The sequence below is a fragment of the Stomatobaculum sp. genome (assembly GCF_057248925.1).
In genome coordinates this window covers 20,874-36,873 of record NZ_DBHIHF010000012.1, presented here as the reverse complement: position 1 = coordinate 36,873, position 16,000 = coordinate 20,874, and the positions used below count along the sequence as shown (strand labels likewise).

General features: G+C 51.4%; 18 protein-coding genes. All 18 read right to left on the bottom strand.

What is annotated here, in order from left to right:
* Positions 1 to 204: 204 nt before the first annotated feature.
* Positions 205 to 636, bottom strand: a complete 432-nt coding sequence (locus tag ACO4XG_RS05810; RefSeq protein ID WP_308509173.1) for a hypothetical protein — start codon at positions 634 to 636, stop codon at positions 205 to 207.
* Between the two features lie 441 nt (positions 637 to 1,077).
* Positions 1,078 to 1,299, bottom strand: a complete 222-nt coding sequence (locus ACO4XG_RS05805; RefSeq protein WP_308509172.1) for a DUF3791 domain-containing protein — start codon at positions 1,297 to 1,299, stop codon at positions 1,078 to 1,080.
* A 3-nt stretch (positions 1,300 to 1,302) separates the two neighbouring features.
* Entirely contained in the window at positions 1,303 to 1,542 is a 240-nt protein-coding gene (locus tag ACO4XG_RS05800) for a hypothetical protein (RefSeq protein WP_308509171.1), read from the bottom strand.
* Between the two features lie 68 nt (positions 1,543 to 1,610).
* A complete protein-coding gene (locus ACO4XG_RS05795) occupies positions 1,611 to 2,021 on the bottom strand; it encodes a DUF3990 domain-containing protein (RefSeq protein ID WP_308509170.1) in 411 nt (136 codons plus the stop codon).
* 325 nt (positions 2,022 to 2,346) lie between these two features.
* Positions 2,347 to 2,808, bottom strand: a complete 462-nt coding sequence (locus ACO4XG_RS05790; protein ID WP_330670164.1) for a methionine--tRNA ligase subunit beta — start codon at positions 2,806 to 2,808, stop codon at positions 2,347 to 2,349.
* 391 nt (positions 2,809 to 3,199) lie between these two features.
* Positions 3,200 to 4,045 (bottom strand): nucleotidyl transferase AbiEii/AbiGii toxin family protein, encoded by an 846-nt coding sequence (locus ACO4XG_RS05785; RefSeq protein WP_308509169.1) that lies wholly within the window; start codon positions 4,043 to 4,045, stop codon positions 3,200 to 3,202.
* Positions 4,042 to 4,704, bottom strand: a complete 663-nt coding sequence (locus tag ACO4XG_RS05780) for a type IV toxin-antitoxin system AbiEi family antitoxin domain-containing protein (protein WP_308509168.1) — start codon at positions 4,702 to 4,704, stop codon at positions 4,042 to 4,044. The genes ACO4XG_RS05785 and ACO4XG_RS05780 overlap by 4 nt, the downstream gene beginning before the upstream one ends.
* Before the next feature lie 52 nt (positions 4,705 to 4,756).
* A complete protein-coding gene (locus ACO4XG_RS05775; protein WP_308509167.1) occupies positions 4,757 to 5,230 on the bottom strand; it encodes a JAB domain-containing protein in 474 nt (157 codons plus the stop codon).
* Positions 5,223 to 5,417, bottom strand: a complete 195-nt coding sequence (locus tag ACO4XG_RS05770) for a hypothetical protein (RefSeq protein ID WP_308509166.1) — start codon at positions 5,415 to 5,417, stop codon at positions 5,223 to 5,225. Before ACO4XG_RS05770 ends, ACO4XG_RS05775 begins: the two co-directional genes overlap by 8 nt.
* A gap of 235 nt (positions 5,418 to 5,652) precedes the next feature.
* The gene (locus ACO4XG_RS05765; protein WP_308509165.1) at positions 5,653 to 5,838 is read right to left on the bottom strand and encodes a hypothetical protein; all 186 of its coding nucleotides are present in this window, start codon (positions 5,836 to 5,838) and stop codon (positions 5,653 to 5,655) included.
* Positions 5,839 to 5,885: 47 nt separating this feature from the next.
* Entirely contained in the window at positions 5,886 to 6,635 is a 750-nt protein-coding gene (locus tag ACO4XG_RS05760; protein WP_308509164.1) for a hypothetical protein, read from the bottom strand.
* A 261-nt stretch (positions 6,636 to 6,896) separates the two neighbouring features.
* Positions 6,897 to 7,229 carry a DUF6462 family protein gene (locus ACO4XG_RS05755; RefSeq protein WP_308509163.1) on the bottom strand — a complete coding sequence of 111 codons (333 nt, stop codon included), beginning with the start codon at positions 7,227 to 7,229 and terminating at the stop codon, positions 6,897 to 6,899.
* 332 nt (positions 7,230 to 7,561) lie between these two features.
* On the bottom strand, positions 7,562 to 9,505 hold the full coding sequence (lysS, locus tag ACO4XG_RS05750; RefSeq protein ID WP_485129666.1) for a lysine--tRNA ligase: 1,944 nt from the start codon (positions 9,503 to 9,505) through the stop codon (positions 7,562 to 7,564).
* A gap of 1 nt (position 9,506) precedes the next feature.
* Positions 9,507 to 10,001 (bottom strand): transcription elongation factor GreA, encoded by a 495-nt coding sequence (greA, locus tag ACO4XG_RS05745; protein ID WP_009533512.1) that lies wholly within the window; start codon positions 9,999 to 10,001, stop codon positions 9,507 to 9,509.
* A gap of 37 nt (positions 10,002 to 10,038) precedes the next feature.
* Complete coding sequence (gene dusB, locus ACO4XG_RS05740; protein ID WP_308509161.1) at positions 10,039 to 11,037, bottom strand: tRNA dihydrouridine synthase DusB; 999 nt, start codon at positions 11,035 to 11,037, stop codon at positions 10,039 to 10,041.
* Positions 11,034 to 11,372 (bottom strand): DUF6145 family protein, encoded by a 339-nt coding sequence (locus tag ACO4XG_RS05735; RefSeq protein ID WP_308509160.1) that lies wholly within the window; start codon positions 11,370 to 11,372, stop codon positions 11,034 to 11,036. The genes dusB and ACO4XG_RS05735 overlap by 4 nt, the downstream gene beginning before the upstream one ends.
* A gap of 8 nt (positions 11,373 to 11,380) precedes the next feature.
* Positions 11,381 to 12,355, bottom strand: a complete 975-nt coding sequence (gene pfkA / locus ACO4XG_RS05730) for a 6-phosphofructokinase (protein WP_308509159.1) — start codon at positions 12,353 to 12,355, stop codon at positions 11,381 to 11,383.
* Positions 12,356 to 12,453: 98 nt separating this feature from the next.
* Positions 12,454 to 15,921: a DNA polymerase III subunit alpha gene (locus ACO4XG_RS05725; protein WP_485129665.1), complete on the bottom strand. Its 3,468-nt coding sequence runs from the start codon at positions 15,919 to 15,921 to the stop codon at positions 12,454 to 12,456.
* Between the last annotated feature and the right edge of the window lie 79 nt (positions 15,922 to 16,000).

The window sequence follows — 16,000 nt, the reverse complement described above, 5'->3', positions numbered from 1 at the left end:
CGATCTCGAGATTTCAACGACAAGGTTACTCCCAACAATCAGCATAGTTCCGGCCTCACATTGTACATGCAGACACTGCCGATACTGATAAAATTGTGCCGCTGCAAAGCGCTCAGGGTACACCTGTCAATTTTCCGTTTTTATGTCGGACGACTTAAAATAATCCTCTCGCCTATCTTTTCACCGATGTATCCGACAGACAGACTACAAAACTATTTTCCGAAATCGTCTGTCATTTCTCGCTCTTATGACCCGAACAATTTGCTCATATAGCAGTTCCGTGGGCCACCGATGTGCGAGGTCATGAATAACATTCATGCGTAAGCGAATCATCGGTATATGAGAGTCTGATATACCGGTAAACATCCTCCATGACTCGTCCAGATAGCCAACTTCGTCATGCATATCTTCGCGATCCCGATACGGCTCAAACAATTCGGCTCTGAGAAACGGGAGTAAGGACTGCATTTCTGTCTCATCTAAAACAAGTCCGATGCTGTGCTTCAGTTCCTGCTTTTCACCAAAGGCCTGATAGGATAGTTCTCTTTGCGGCACATTCAATAAAATCCGTGCGCTTACTCGACCGTAGAACCGACCCATATCAACTTGTACTTTAGAAAAAATAGGCATGTCCATCATCAGCATCCTTTCAGGGTAAAGGCCTTCCGTAAGGTCTTTTTGCTCTCTTCTTTTTTTCTCCTTGAAAAGTCGACCGATACTACTACTTCTGTGCTTTCTCCTTCCGGAAAATGCATTCGAATTCGGGTTCCTTATGCATTGAAATCAACCAACTTCTAAAGAATCATTTTTCTGCAAACAATACAATAATACTCTATATCAAAAATGATAAATTCTGAGTCCTCCGACTTATAGCAGCAAAAATCCGAAATCCAATCTATTTCCGGTTCTATGTTTATTTTTATCCAGAAAATATTTTCAAACTGGAAAATTGCAAGAAGATTATTATACTGAAGTTTCAGTATGGTTGTAGTGGTACAGTGATTTTGAATACCTCTGTCTGATAGATTATAAAGTCGGCAGAGGAGAAAATACATAACTTGAATATCAGACGGTCAATTACGCCTCAATCCGTTTGTCGCCTGTGATACTGCTTATATAATCGTCAATATCCTGCACGATGCAATAATCTCCCATTGTATGCAGTGATTCAAAATATTTTTTGATATACCCATAGATGCCGTACTCTTCAAAGGTCTTTGCCACCTCCGCACCGGAAAGCCCTTTGAAATGACGGTACCGTTCCATGCAATAAATCAAAAACTTGGATTCTTTGCTCATCTCTCACGCCTCCTCCGGGTAATCATAGGAGCCTGTCAGAAGTTCATCTTGATACATGGTGTACAGCGTCATCGGGCTGTAATGCCACAATTTTGATGTTTCATCCGCAAGCTCCTGATAGAGCTTGGACTGATAAAAGCGGGAAATCACTTTCTCATCGTCCACATTGCTGTTTTTTGTAATCTGTTCAATAATGGGCGGCACAATGATTGCAAGCAATGCACTGAACTGATCTTCGTTCATACAAGCTCTCTCCCTTCAAAATGCAGGTATTGCAGAGACTTCTCAGTTGCAAACACCAGCTGGTTGAATCATTTCCGAACCTTGAGCGCCGCCAGTGTTTGTTCCTTATCCAACACTCCGGTCATATACAGAGTAATGGTGCGGTACACATCATCATTTGCCACAGCACCATAAATCAGATCATGCTGCTTTCCCTGATAGCTTCCCTGACGGTTCTCAGCTACAAAATCCAGCCATGCTGCATCAGGGCTCTCAAAGCGCAGCAAACTGCACTCATCGAAAGCCACTGCTTCCTCTACAAAATAAATATTCAGCGTAGCAACTCCTGTTTTGCGACGGTCAGTAACCTTTTGAGCGAAGTTCACTGCCTGATCACGGTTGGTAGTGGTATAGAATCCAAAACCGAAGTCCAGATAGCGATTTTGCCGGATAAGTTTCGGCTGTTCTACGATAACATTGCTTCCGTAGTACAAAATCATTGCAAACGTCTCCTGTTCCTCTTAGTTCTGTTCCTTCACCAGCTTGTCTGCCGCCTCGATGTCGGAGCTCATCAAGGCGTGATGCGCACAAGCACAATCACGCATTTTTCTCCTCTGCTGACATTATAATCTATCAGGCAGAGATATTACAAATTCACTGTGCCACAACAAACTTCGATCTTGCTTACGCACCTTCTTTACAAGCCAAAAAGCGTGCCCGATTCTCCCCTCCTCGTTACCGCCATTCTCCCGCACAAAAAGAGAGATATGCTTCCTCAGATTGCTCTGAATCGGCATACCTCTCTCTATATTCATTCTCGATTGTTTAGTACAGCTTCGCGCCCGCCGGGATGTGGTTGTCCACCATGAGAAGATGAAGCTCTTCCTCCCCGTTGCGCTCGTTGACGGCAGAGAGCAACATGCCGCAGGACTCAATGCCCATCATGGGGCGCGGCGGCAGGTTCGTGATTGCAATCAGGGTCTTTCCGATTAGTTCTTCCGGCTCGTAGTAGGCGTGAATTCCGCTTAAAATCGTGCGATCTGTGCCCGTTCCGTCGTCTAAGGTAAACTGCAGGAGCTTCTTCGACTTCGGCACAGCCTTGCAGTCCTTTACCTTGACCGCGCGGAAATCGCTCTTCGAGAAGGTTTCGAAATCCACCTGATCTTCGAACAGGGGCTCAATCTTAACCCCGCTGAAATCAATCTTCTCATTCGGGGTAAAGAAGCCGCCTGCCTCTTCCGCCTTGCCTTCGCTCTCTCCATGTGCTTCTCTATTCTCGGCCTTCATGGTCGGGAGTCCATTTCAAATAATTTTTTGATGATCTGTTTCCACTTGTTATCGCAGGTTTCGTCCCAGTGCTGCCTGAAATCGCCTGTCTGTCACCATGGTTTATCGTTTACTTCATGCCATGTGCCTGTTGTGAAAATGTTGTACATCGAGTCAATTGTTACAGAGTGTTATGCTTCCCAGTTCTGCCTCCTGCCAGAATCAATCACCACATCTGCGGGCAAATCATCTGGCGGAATCGTCCTGGCGCGGCATTCTGCCAAAGACACATTCCTATTCCGTATTGCGCCTTGTGACGATTTGCTCTCCTTCATTTCTGATTATACGAGGCTGAACGGGAAATACCGAATACTTTCGTGTCAGAATTCCTGACATTGAAGGATTCCTTGATCTACTGCCTGGAAACAAGTTCATCCATCATTGCAACGACGGCATCACAAGTCTCTTCAAATTCAATCCCTGCGGCGTAGTCAAAATCCTTTCTGTAATTGTCCCACTGTCGTTTCATAACATCACTACTCTTCACAGTCCTCATGATTTCTGCATATTGCATCATAAGCTCTGAAGATCCCCTCTTGGCTGTTGTTGCTGACAAGGCTGCTTTAAGACTATCTACGTCAATATTCTCCGCCTGCAATTTGCTTAGAATATAAATGTCGTAATAATCTCTCGGTCTGGTATTCTGATTGCCTCTTGACACAACCGTTTCCAGCTTTTCAGCCAGAATTGTCGACAAATTATATGCCAGAACACGAATGCTGCGATCTTCCATCATCAGCTTATAGGAATACTCTATCTCCCGCGGTGTAATCTTATCTCCAGTCGTAATATCCAGTTTCAGCGGAACCGCCATCTTCTCATAATCAGCAGTCAATGCAACACGATAACCAGTGTACTCATCGCCTTCCCGGATTTCTCTAACACTTTTCAAGCAAAAATGAATAGCATCTTCTACAGGGACAGCAATAATGTCTTCCACCATTTTTCGTATTGCTTCTTCATTTACCGGATACCCTTTTATTGTCGCATCCATGTCCATCGTTGCTCTTGAATCAAGTCCGACCATAGACGCAATCAAAAATCCTCCTTTGATGATATAGTTGTCATGATATCTGGATAAGGAAACTCTTTCCAAAAAACGTTCCAACATATAGTTCTGAAGAACAAGTGCCGCAGAAATATTTTTATTCTTCGCAATGTTTTTTATGATTGCCTTCAACTGCATAGCGCTTTTCACAGCAACACCTCCAGATAAGATCTTAGTTTTTCTTCTACATGCAATATCGCAGCATATTCGGACAAAAGAGGAATATTTTTCTCCTTGCCTGACATATACCGCTTGTAAGCATCTGTTATCACCTGGACATCAGTATGATTTTTAGGATTTAAAACATCACACAATGTCCGCTCAGCTGAATAGGCTTTCACCTTATGGCCACTTGGTGTGAATAGATCTGTTACTCCTAAACCATATAGCGACTCCTTCATACCTTTGCATAGGATACCTTCCCGTTTTGGATTTGTCAGATTGTAAGTGGACGGAAAAAACATATGAAAATTCGCAGGAGTCCTGTCTGTGAGATCACATAAAAACAATGCTGTATCAAGAGAATAAATACCTCTCTTGTAGCGGCACTGAATATTTACAAACTCATCCTCCCAAACTTCCGGTAAAGTATAGACGCCACGTGCGACACGTTCAAGGATTCCTCTATCAGACAAATATTTAAGACTTCCTCTTGGAAGTCCGGCATTGGCAATCATGGCAGTAGTGATCACACCATTATTGTCTTTCGCAAGTTTCAGAATCTGTTGTGAAGGGATCATGTAGCCACCGCCTTTATTTATTTTCTTGCTTGTAATTGTACCAGTTGTAAGCAAGAATGTAAATTTCATTTTTACATTTTGACCTAAATAAAGAAATCCATCGAACGGACGAGGACACCTATCATCGAAGCAACCATACATTCATATCCATGAGTTTTGCCGCCTCGACCAGGCGCTTTGTGAGCTGTATGTCCTCCCGGCTCGGCTCGTTATCGCCGGAGGGATGATTGTGCATCAGCATGATGTTGCTGCAGTTCGAGAGGATACCGCTCTTCAAAATGTTCTGGATCGGCGCAAGTGACTGATTGATGCTGCCTATGGAGACGATGTTAAAGTTCACGGGCTTTAAGTGATTGTCCATATTGACAACGCATACCCACTCCCGGTCAAGCTCCTTCAGCACATCCCGCATAACTGCCGCTGCGCCTTCCGGGCTTGTAAGCGGTATCTGGCTGTCTCCTTCTTCCGCGGCAGCAGGTGCCCTCCTTTCCCCTTCTACCTCAATTTCCATGTGGATCTGTACATCCTCTCCGCATTCGCCAAGATATCGGATCAGATCCTCAATTGTCGTAAAAACAAGTTCTTCCTTATCCATTGCTGCCTCCCTTTGGGTCTGCTTTTCCCGCATTCTTATGTGGCTCCGCTGCTCCCAACATTTTCAGTTTCTCTATCACGGATCCGCGGGTGTGGTTCCTGTCCGCCGGAATCTGCGAAAGATTGCCGCGTTCCATCAGCACAGTCATTTGTTCGTCATAGTGCAGATATCTTAATCGCCTTGCCATTTGTTCTCCTCCTCGTGGCATAAAAAATGACCGATGCCTTTCCTATCGAAAAGCAATCGGTTGACTAACAACTGGTGGCTGGAAATGAATTTTGCAAAAATTATTGACACTATCCAATCGGTCTGTGGACGTTGGCTTCTGTTCTGCCAACTACTTCTGTTGTGGTTCCTTGTCGGAATTTCGGCAAAAAAATACCGGAAACGCTGTAAGAGCGAATCCGGTGAATGGTGGATATTTAATTGCATACAAAGCTGGGATTTCTCTTTACCTTATCCTTTATTTGGTTTCCGTTTTCATCAATTTCTCCTTCAATCCATACCATAATACCAAATTTACAAAAAGGGCATACAGTCGCTTCTTTGTAAACCTCTTGTTTGCAACGTGGGCAAATAACATATCCTTCATTCTTTACTTTATCCACTTACTTCTCTCCTCCGCCAAATTTAAAAATTTGCAACTCTTTGCTATTCATTTTCTGGTCCGCTCTTCTTTGATATGCCCATATCGTGTATCAAGTTGTTTCCTATCGACTGATCCATCAAACTTTAAAACATAAAGTACATCATCTTGTTCAGTTCCAGAAATAACGACTTCCACAGAAATATCTTTCCAGTCTACATTCCAGCTATTGATACTAGCATTAGCTCCATCATCTGCAATATCAAATGTTTGCTTAATTATGACGCGTTTTCCATTCTTCAAAACAAGTCTTGCATGTGTATATCCAAAAGGCCAGTCCGGATCACCAACCTGCTGGAATGAAAGCTCATAGGTTCCATCTGGTGCTATTGATTTATCAACCGGATTAATTTTAAAACGTGTGGCATAGATAAGGTCTCCAAGAAGGCAAGCAAAGACGAATGCAATAGCAGCCATGATGCCCAAAATAACTCGTAACACAGATTTCCTTTTATGAATCAACCTATTTGCCTCCTCCACTATTCTTTGAACATTAAATTCTGATTTATCTTCGGATAAACCGGTCATCCGATTCAATTGTCTCCGTGCTGACATAACGCTCCACAGCCATATGAAGATCATCCAACAGTCAATGAGCAGAACCGTCTCTAGAAAGTCGAGGGATTGATAATACTCGTATCGCAGGTTTCCATCCTCCGCACGAATTTTAGCAACTGTTCCGCTTTTCATCATTTCATTTGCAAATGCGATTGCACTTCCATTAGCACCCATATATCTTAAATTTATCGTTATCGCCATGTACTGTACTTTTTAATCAGGTGAAATCGATTCAATTCAGAACCGCGCCCCTGAGACTAAAGTGACACACCTCATAGGGCAGTCGTTGAAAGATATCAAATTTCGGGTTTTAACTTGAGGTCGTAATTTGCGGCCTCAACCGATCATGCGCACAAATCGAACATAGCATAAAATGTCAAGGAGAACAATGAATACTTCTCCCTATGCCAGCATCCTCTATGGATAGGGAAAGGTCCTTTCTCAGACATCTGAACCATTGTCCTAGCTTCCAACGGCTTCTTCCGGTTTGCCTTCATCCTCCTCAAGATCTTTCAGATAATCTTCCTCTTCGCCCTCCTGATAATCTGCGTCCGAATCTGGTCGATCATCCCTCTTATAATTCTCGAGATAGGTATCGAAAATATCGCGGTTGATCGGCACCGTCCCTTCCATCCTGTACAGCGCTCCCACCCGATCCGCGAGCTCGATGAGCTTGCGGTGCGAGATGCTGTACACGACCTCCGCTTCCTGATAGCGAAGAAACTTTTTACGCAGCTTCTTCACCTCTTCCCGGACTTCTCTTGGTCTTGTGATGTCCTGATACTCCTGTTCCATACGTTTCCTCCTCGTGGATTTGTGGGCAGATGCCCGGATAACAGGCATCTGCGTCATCTGGCTGCTATTCAAACAGGGATGAAAGGCTTTTCAGCCTCTTTTCCTGCTGTCTGCACGCAAAAAGGCACCCCCTCTCAGATTGATTCTGAAAAGGAGTGCCTTGAAGGTTTTTGGAACTGGGATGTGCGTCAGACTTTATGCTGTCATCTGTTACGATGTACCGTCATTTGACTTTTTGTTGCACAAATGTTGTAAATCCGGTGTCACTGCAAAAAATCGGCTTGAATCTGTTGTAAAAATCCGCAGGTTTTCCGCCCGTGATTTTCCCCGGATCAATACAGCTTCGCCCCCGCCGGGATATGGTTGTCCACCATGAGAAGATGAAGCTCTTCCTCCCCGTTGCGCTCGTTGACCGCAGAGAGCAACATGCCGCAGGACTCAATGCCCATCATGGGGCGCGGCGGCAGGTTCGTGATTGCAATCAGGGTCTTTCCGATTAGTTCTTCCGGCTCGTAGTAGGCGTGAATTCCGCTTAAAATCGTGCGATCTGTGCCCGTTCCGTCGTCTAAGGTAAACTGCAGGAGCTTCTTCGACTTCGGCACAGCCTTGCAGTCCTTTACCTTGACCGCGCGGAAATCGCTCTTCGAGAAGGTTTCGAAATCCACCTGATCTTCGAACAGGGGCTCAATCTTAACCCCGCTGAAATCAATCTTCTCATTCGGCGTAAAGAAGCCGCTTGCCTCATTTGGCTTCCCTTCGCTCTCGCCATGTGCTTCTTTGTTCTCGGCCTTCACGGTCTTCATGGTCGGGAACAGCAGTACATCGCGGATGGCCGGACTGTCGGTCAGGAGCATCACCAGACGGTCGATGCCGTAGCCGATACCGCCGGTCGGGGGCATACCGACATTCAGCGCGTTTAAGAAGTCCTCGTCCGTGTGGTTCGCCTCTTCATCGCCCGCCGCTGCCAGTGCGTCCTGCGCCTTGAAGCGCTCGCGCTGGTCAATCGGGTCGTTCAGCTCGGAGTAGGCGTTGCACATCTCTCTGCCGTAGATGAAGAGCTCAAAGCGCTCCACATAGTCCGGGTTGTTCGGCTTCTTCTTCGTGAGCGGCGAAATCTCGATCGGGTGATCGGTCACGAAGGTCGGCTGAATCATGTGCTCCTCGCAGAAAGTCTCAAAGAAGAGGTTCAGAATATCGCCTCTCTTGTGTCTCTCCTCAAATGCGACGCCCTTCTCCTTTGCGATGGCTCTCGCCTCTTCGAGGGTCTCGATGGTTGCGAAATCGACACCGCTGTACTCCTTGACCGCCTCGGTCATCGTAATGCGACGGAAGGGCTTCTCGAGGTCAATCTCGGTGCCGCTGTACATAATCTTCGCGCTGCCGTTTACCTCGCGCGCCACGTGGCGGAACATATCCTCGGTGAGGTTCATCATGCCCTCGTAGTCCGTGTACGCCTGATAGAGCTCCATCAGTGTGAACTCCGGGTTGTGACGGGCATCCAGGCCTTCGTTCCGGAACACGCGCCCTATCTCGTAGACACGCTCCAGACCGCCGACAATGAGGCGCTTTAAGTAGAGCTCCAGGGAGATACGGAGCTTCACATCCTCGCTCAGCGCATTGTAGTGGGTCTCAAAGGGGCGCGCCGCCGCGCCGCCCGCATTCGATACGAGCATCGGGGTTTCGACTTCCATGAAGCCTCTCTGATCCAGGTATCTCCGAATCGAGGAGATAATCTTGGAGCGCTTCACAAAGGTCTCGCGCACCTCCGGATTCATGACGAGGTCAATGTAGCGCTGGCGGTAGCGCTGGTCGGTGTCGGTGAGACCGTGGAACTTCTCCGGAAGCGGCTGCATGCTCTTCGTGAGCAGGGTCAGCTCCTCCGCGTGAATCGAAATCTCGCCGGTCTTGGTCTCAAAGACCTTGCCGCGAACGCCGATGATGTCGCCGATATCGTACTTCTTAAAGAAGGCATAAGCCTCTTCGCCGACCGCATCGCGCGCCACATAAATCTGAATGTCGCCACTCAGATCGCGCACCGCGCAGAAAGACGCCTTCCCCATGATGCGCTTGCTCATCATGCGACCTGCGACCGAGACTTCCGTGTCCTTCAGCTCCTCAAAATGTGCCTTGATTTCCGCGGCGTGGTGGCTCTGCTCGTAGGTCGTAATCTCAAACGGATCCTTACCGGCAGCCTTTAATTCGTTCAGCTTGTCAAGGCGCACCTGCATCAGGCGGTGCACATCCTGCTGCTCCTGCGCTTCGCTGTTCTTCTTCATCTCACTCATCGCTGCTCTCCTTTGTAATACTGAGTACCCGATAAGAAAGATCTCCGGCCGGAAGTTCGACCGTGACCTGCTCTCCGACTTCCTTGCCGAGCAACGCCGCGCCGAGCGGCGACTCGTTGGAAATGCGGCCCTCCATCGAGTCCGCCTCCTCGTTGCCGACAATCTTAAATGTGAGCTCTTCGTCCTCGTCGATGTCAAGCACCTTCACGAGGCTGCCGATGCCGACCTTGTCGATCGGCGTCTCCTCGGTCACATAGACCTCTGCGTGCTTTAAGAGCTCCTCGAGCTCGCCGATTCTCGCCTCGATGTCGCGCTGCTCGTCCTTCGCCGCATCATACTCTGCATTCTCCGAGAGGTCGCCCTGCTCTCTTGCCTCTTTGATTTTATCTGCAATTTCCTTGCGCTTATTGACGCGCAGATCCTGCAACTCTTCCTCATAGCGCTTTAACCCTTCCTGGGTCAAAACATTCTTTTTGATTTCCGCCATGGCGAACCTCCTTGGTTAAATAAAAACAGTCATACTATTATAAAGAAGTGCTTTCCATCGTGTCAAGGCGATTCGCCGCCTGAAAGGCACTCTCCAGAATTTCGAGGAGTACTTCCTGAGACTCCGCTGTGTTAATCGCATGTCTCCACTTCGCCGCATTCGGAAAACCATGCAGGTACCAGGCAAAGTGGCTTCTGAGTTTCCGCACCGCCATGCGCTCGCCGTCCGCTTCTACCTCCAGCGCGAGGTGACGCCGCATGACGGCAAAGCGCTCTTCAAGATCCGGCGGCGGCAGAGTTTCACCCGTCTCCAGATAGTGGCGGATTTCCCGGAAAATCCAGGGATTGCCCTCGGCTGCCCTGCCGATTGCAATGCCGTCGCAGCCGGTCTCCCGCAGCATGCGCGCCGCGCTCTCACCGCTCACAATGTCGCCGTTTCCGATGACCGGAATCGAGACTGCCTCCTTGACCTGCCGTATGATGTCCCAGTCCGCAGTTCCCGCGTAGTACTGCTCCCGCGTGCGGCCGTGTACGGTGAGCATCGCGGCACCGGCTGCCTCCAGGCGCTTTGCGAGTTCCGGTGCGTTCTTCTCTCCCTCAGTAAAGCCGGCGCGCATTTTCACGCACACCGGCTTTTTGCTTTTTTTTGCCATTGCGGCAATGATTTCCGCCGCGAGCGGCGGGTTGGTCATGAGCTTTGAACCGTCGCCGTTATTCACAATCTTCGGCATCGGGCAGCCCATGTTAAAGTCGATCAGGGCAAATTCTGGGCGCTCCGAGAGTGCCTCCGCAGCTTCCGCGCAGATTTCCGGCTCCGAGCCGAAGAGCTGCACCGCGAGCGGCCTGTCGCCCTCACAGCTCTTTAAGAGCTCCTCGGTCGCCTTATTTTTATAATGCAGCGCCTTCGCGCTTACCATCTCGGTGACCGCAAGTTCCGCGCCCTGCTCGCGGCAGAGCAGGCGAAACGGAAGGTCGCTGACACCTGCCATCGGCGCGAGCATGAGCCCGTAGCACAGTTCAAGTTCTCCGATTCTCAAATCTTCTCTCCCAGAAAGACAACGCGGTAGTAGAGCTCCAGCTCCTCGAGGAGCTCCTGGTGATCAAAGCGCGCTCTGCCTATTTTCATGCCGCTCGCAATGTCATCGAAGAGATAGTCGCCGTCCTCGGCGCTCGCCTTAAATAAGAGGTTCCCCGCCTCGTCGAATTCGAGCGTCAGTACGCCGCCTGCCTCCTCCGTAATGCTCACGCAGAGAATCTTAAGCTCGCGTTTGATGCTCTCGGGGAGCTTCTGAAACGCCGGATTCAAATAAAACTTCTGCACATAAGAATTCGCGCCGCAGAGAACAGTATTTTCCGCTGTGTGTTCCGCCATAAGCTTCCTCAACGCGTCAGCTTTGCGGAGAGTTCCAGCTGGTACGCCGGAATTTCCTTCTGCATGCGAAGCGCCTCTTCAATGTCAAAATCACAGAACTCGCCGTTCCGGTAAGCGACCAGGCGGTTTGACTTGCCCTCGGCGAGCAGATCCACTGCCTTGGAGCCCATGATCGAAGCGTAGAAGCGATCCTTACAGGAGGGCGAGCCGCCGCGCTGCATATAGCCAAGAATCGTCGCGCGGGTCTCAATGCCAGTTGCCGCCTCAATGCGCTTTGCCATGGAGCTCGAGTGCCCAATGCCCTCGGCATTGATGATGATGAAGTGCTTCTTGCCGCGCTTCCGGCTCGCAATGATGTGATTTATGATTTCCTGCTCGTTGCCGTCATAGTGCTCGGGAATCAGAATCGCGTCGCTGCCGGTCGCAATGCCGCTCCAGAGCGCGATATAGCCTGCATGCCGTCCCATGACCTCGATGATCGAGCAGCGCTCGTGCGAGGTACTGGTGTCGCGCACCTTATCGATGGCGTCGATTGCGGTGTTGACCGCCGTGTCAAAGCCTATCGTGTACTCGGTGCAGGCAATATCGAGGTCAATGGTCCCCGGCACACCGATCGTATTGATGCCGAGCTTCGAGAGCTTGCCCGCACCCTTGAACGAGCCGTCGCCGCCGATGACCACCACACCGTCGATGCCGTGCTTTTTGCAGATCTCCGCCGCCTGGCGCTGGCCTTCTTCCGTCACCATCTCCATGCAGCGCGCCGTGTAGAGGATGGTACCGCCGCGGTTGATGATGTCCGCGACGCTGCGCGCATTCATATCGATAAACTCCTCGTCAAGCAGACCGGAGTAACCTCTCATAATGCCCTTTACCTTCATGCCGTAGTGCAGCGCGGTGCGAACCACCGCGCGGATTGCCGCATTCATACCGGGGGCATCGCCGCCACTCGTCAAAACACCAATGGTCTCAATTTTCTTTGCCATAACAGGAACCTCCTCACTGTTCCCCACGCGCGCTGCGCCTCACAGTGCGCCCTTGTTTCTCGTGAAAACTATAACACAGCGTCCCTGCTTTTACAATTTCAGAGGCTCTGCTTCACGGTCGTCTTCACATTTTCCGCGCCGAACGCCGCGCGAAGCACTTGCAGCAGCTCTTCTTCGGCCGCGACGCGCCAGTCCCGCCCGAGCTGTATGATTTTTTTCTCCGCCCTGCAGTAAATCTTGACCGTATCCTGCCCCTCGCTGTTGCCGAGCGCAAGTAAGAGGTCGCCGCGCTTCTCGCGGAACTCGTTCTCATCCGCAAACTGAAGCCAGAGCGTGCGCTGTCCCGCCCCGAAGACGGACAGTCGCTCACAGATCAGTTTTCCCGCCACCTCATCGCCGCTCAGCGTGACCCGGCCGGAGAGAAAGAGCTTCGCGTCCGGCGTCAGGAGCTCCCGGTAGCGCTCGTAGGCTTTCGGGAAGAGCAGCACCTCGACCGTGCCGACCAGATCTTCTATGGTGAGAAAGGCCATTGTGTCGTTGTTCCGCGTAATCTTGGTCGTGACATTCGTGAGCACGCCGCCGATTACGACTTTCTCGTGATCTCTGAGCGAAGCGCTGCCGCTCTCATCGTCCACGAGAAAGTCTATGGTCTTTGCGGTCACAGTCTTCTCCCAGAGCTCCCTAACATCGTCGAGCGGGTGCCCGCTCAGATAGACGCCGACTGTCTCCTTCTCAAAAGCAAGCAGATCCTCTTTCCGGAATTCCTCGACCTCCGGAAGGGCGGATTCGAGGCTCTGTCGCGCCTCCTCGCCGAGAAAGTCAAAGAGCGAGACCTGCCCCGCAATCGCATTCTTCTGCTTTGCCTTCTTGTCGAGCAGTTCGGGAATCAGTAAGAGTTTCTGCCTCCGGTTTCCCGGCATCGAATCCAGCGCCCCGGCCTTCACAAAGCTCTCGAGCGTGCGCCGGTTCGCCTCCTTGTTCGAGAGACGCTCTATGAAGTCTTCGAGCGAGCGGAAGGCCCCGCCCGTCTCGCGCTCCCGCACAATCTCTTCGCTCACGCCGGTGCCGACCGCGCGTATCGCCGAGAGGCCGAAGCGTATGACGTCTCCCGAGACCGAGAACACGGCCTTGCCGTCATTGACATCCGGCGGCAGAATCGGAATGCCCATCTGGCGGCAGACCAGAATGTACTCGGCAATCTTACTGCTGTTGTCGATGACCGAGGTCATGAGTGCCGCCATAAACTCCTTCGGATAGTAGTGCTTCAACCAGGCGGTCTGGAAGGAGACATAGGCATAGCAGGCCGCGTGGCTCTTGTTGAACGCATAGTTTGCAAAGTCCATCATCTCGTCGAAGAGGTGGTTTGCGACTTCCTCGCTGATGCCGTTGTTCACACAGCCGCGTATGCCCTCGGCCTCGTTGCCGTAAACAAAGTTTTTCCGCTCCTCGCGCATCACGGACTCTTTCTTTTTGCTCATCGCGCGGCGCACCAGATCCGAGCGTCCCCAGGTGTAGCCCGCGAGGTCTCGCACAATCTGCATGACCTGCTCTTGGTAAACCATGCAGCCGTAGGTCGGCTTGAGTATCGCCTCAAGTTGCGGGCTCTCGTAGCACACCGTTTCCGGGTGGTTCTTGCCCTCTAAGTAGCGCGGGATAAAGTCCATGGGACCCGGGCGGTACAGGGAGATGCCGGCGATGATGTCCTCGAGAGTCGTGGGCTTTAACTCCTTCATGAAGCTCTTCATGCCCGCGCTCTCGAGCTGGAATATGCCCTCGGTGTTGCCGCTCCCGATGAGCGCCATGACCTCCGGATCGTTAAAATCAATGCCGAGCATGTCGATCGGTTTTCCGCTCCGCTTCTCCGCCTCCGCGGCGGCATTCTGAATCACGGTCAGGGTTCTGAGCCCCAAAAAGTCCATCTTTAGGAGCCCCAGCTCCTCTAGGGTGTTCATGCCGAACTGGGTCGTAATCGAGCCGTCCGCGCCCCGTGCGAGCGGCACGTACTCTTCCGCCGCCTTCTTCGAGATGACCACGCCTGCCGCGTGAATCGACGCGTGGCGCGGCAGCCCCTCGAGGCGCTTTGACATGTCAATCAAGTGGCGCACGCTCTCATCGCTCTCATAGAGCGCGCGAAGCTCCTTCGACTGCACCAAGGCCTTGTCGAGTGTCATCTTTAAGTCGTTCGGAATCAGCTTTGCAATCTGGTCGCAGCGCGCATAGGGAAGGTCCAAAACGCGCCCCACATCGCGCACTACGCCCTTCGCCGCGAGCGTGCCGAAGGTGATAATCTGCACGACCCGCTCTTTTCCGTACTTTCTGCCGACATAGTCTATGACTTCCTGCCGTCTCTCGTAGGCGAAGTCCACGTCGATATCCGGCATGGAGACGCGCTCCGGGTTCAGGAAACGCTCAAAGACCAGCTGGTATTTTTCGGGGTCGATGTCGGTGATGCCAAGGCAGTACGAGACCACCGAGCCCGCCGCCGAGCCGCGCCCCGGCCCTACACCGATGCCGTGCTCCTTCGCATAGTGAATGTAGTCCCAGACAATGAGGAAGTAGTCCACATAGCCCATGCGGCTTATGACACCAAGTTCCTCTTCCAGTCTCTCCCGGAGAGCCTCGGGCTCTTCCGGGTAGCGCGTGCGGAAGCCCTCCTCCGAGAGGGCGCGCAGATAGCTCTCGGCGTCCGGGTAGCCCGCGGGGACATCGTAGGCGGGAAGCTTTAATTCATGGAAGCGTATCTCGACCTCGCAGCGCGCGGCGATTTTCGCCGTGTTCTCCAAGGCCTCCGGCACCGCCGCAAAGAGAGAACGCATCTCCTCCTCCGACTTTAAGTAATACTGTCCGCCCTCGTAGCGCATGCGGTCCGTATCGCTCGCCTTCTTGCCGGTCTGGAGGCAGAGCAGCAGGTCGTGCGCCTCCCAGTCCTCCGGGTTCGTGTAGTGAATGTCGTTGGTCGCAATCAGCGGGATTCCCGTCTCGCGGGACAGGCGAATCAGCTGCTGATTCACGGCCTTCTGGATGCTGAGACCGTGGTCCTGGAGCTCGAGGAAAAAATTCCCCTCACCGAAGATATCGCGGTAGCGGAGCGCTGCCTCTCTGGCGTCCTCGTAGCGGTTCACCGCGAGATGACGCGCCACCTCGCCCGCAAGGCAGGCGGAACTCGCAATGATGCCCTTTGAGAACTCGCGCAGGGTCTCAAAATCGACGCGCGGCTTATAGTAAAAGCCGTCCACAAAGCCCCGCGAGACAATCTTCGTGAGGTTCTCATAGCCCTCGTTGTTCTCCGCAAGCAGGATCAAATGGTAATAGCGCGCCTCGCCCTTTTTGTTGTCCCGGTCAAAGCGGGACCCCGGCGTCACATAAATCTCACAGCCGAGTATCGGCTTAATGCCGGCCGCCTTTGCCGCCTTGTAAAAATCGATCACGCCGTACATGACGCCATGATCGGTCACCGCGAGCGCTGTCTGTCCCAGCTCCTTTGCGCGCTGAATGAGCTCCGGAATTTTTCCCGAGCCGTCGAGCAGAGAATACTCCGTGTGTACGTGCAAGTGTGTAAATGCCACTGAAAACCTCCGAATCTCTTTCTGCGGCAACAAGAAAAACCGGGCGAATCCGCCCGGCTCAAAAGTTTGTCCTATCCGC

Bases quoted from the DNA above. Each gene is read 5' to 3' on its own strand.
- ACO4XG_RS05810 (WP_308509173.1), bottom strand. From the start codon at position 636: ATGGACATGCCTATTTTTTCTAAAGTACAAGTTGATATGGGTCGGTTC.
- ACO4XG_RS05805 (WP_308509172.1), bottom strand. From the start codon at position 1,299: ATGAGCAAAGAATCCAAGTTTTTGATTTATTGCATGGAACGGTACCGT.
- ACO4XG_RS05800 (WP_308509171.1), bottom strand. From the start codon at position 1,542: ATGAACGAAGATCAGTTCAGTGCATTGCTTGCAATCATTGTGCCGCCC.
- ACO4XG_RS05795 (WP_308509170.1), bottom strand. From the start codon at position 2,021: ATGATTTTGTACTACGGAAGCAATGTTATCGTAGAACAGCCGAAACTT.
- ACO4XG_RS05790 (WP_330670164.1), bottom strand. From the start codon at position 2,808: ATGAAGGCCGAGAATAGAGAAGCACATGGAGAGAGCGAAGGCAAGGCG.
- ACO4XG_RS05780 (WP_308509168.1), bottom strand. From the start codon at position 4,704: ATGAAATTTACATTCTTGCTTACAACTGGTACAATTACAAGCAAGAAA.
- ACO4XG_RS05775 (WP_308509167.1), bottom strand. From the start codon at position 5,230: ATGGATAAGGAAGAACTTGTTTTTACGACAATTGAGGATCTGATCCGA.
- ACO4XG_RS05770 (WP_308509166.1), bottom strand. From the start codon at position 5,417: ATGGCAAGGCGATTAAGATATCTGCACTATGACGAACAAATGACTGTG.
- ACO4XG_RS05760 (WP_308509164.1), bottom strand. From the start codon at position 6,635: ATGGCGATAACGATAAATTTAAGATATATGGGTGCTAATGGAAGTGCA.
- ACO4XG_RS05755 (WP_308509163.1), bottom strand. From the start codon at position 7,229: ATGGAACAGGAGTATCAGGACATCACAAGACCAAGAGAAGTCCGGGAA.
- lysS (WP_485129666.1), bottom strand. From the start codon at position 9,505: ATGAAGAAGAACAGCGAAGCGCAGGAGCAGCAGGATGTGCACCGCCTG.
- greA (WP_009533512.1), bottom strand. From the start codon at position 10,001: ATGGCGGAAATCAAAAAGAATGTTTTGACCCAGGAAGGGTTAAAGCGC.
- ACO4XG_RS05735 (WP_308509160.1), bottom strand. From the start codon at position 11,372: ATGGCGGAACACACAGCGGAAAATACTGTTCTCTGCGGCGCGAATTCT.
- pfkA (WP_308509159.1), bottom strand. From the start codon at position 12,355: ATGGCAAAGAAAATTGAGACCATTGGTGTTTTGACGAGTGGCGGCGAT.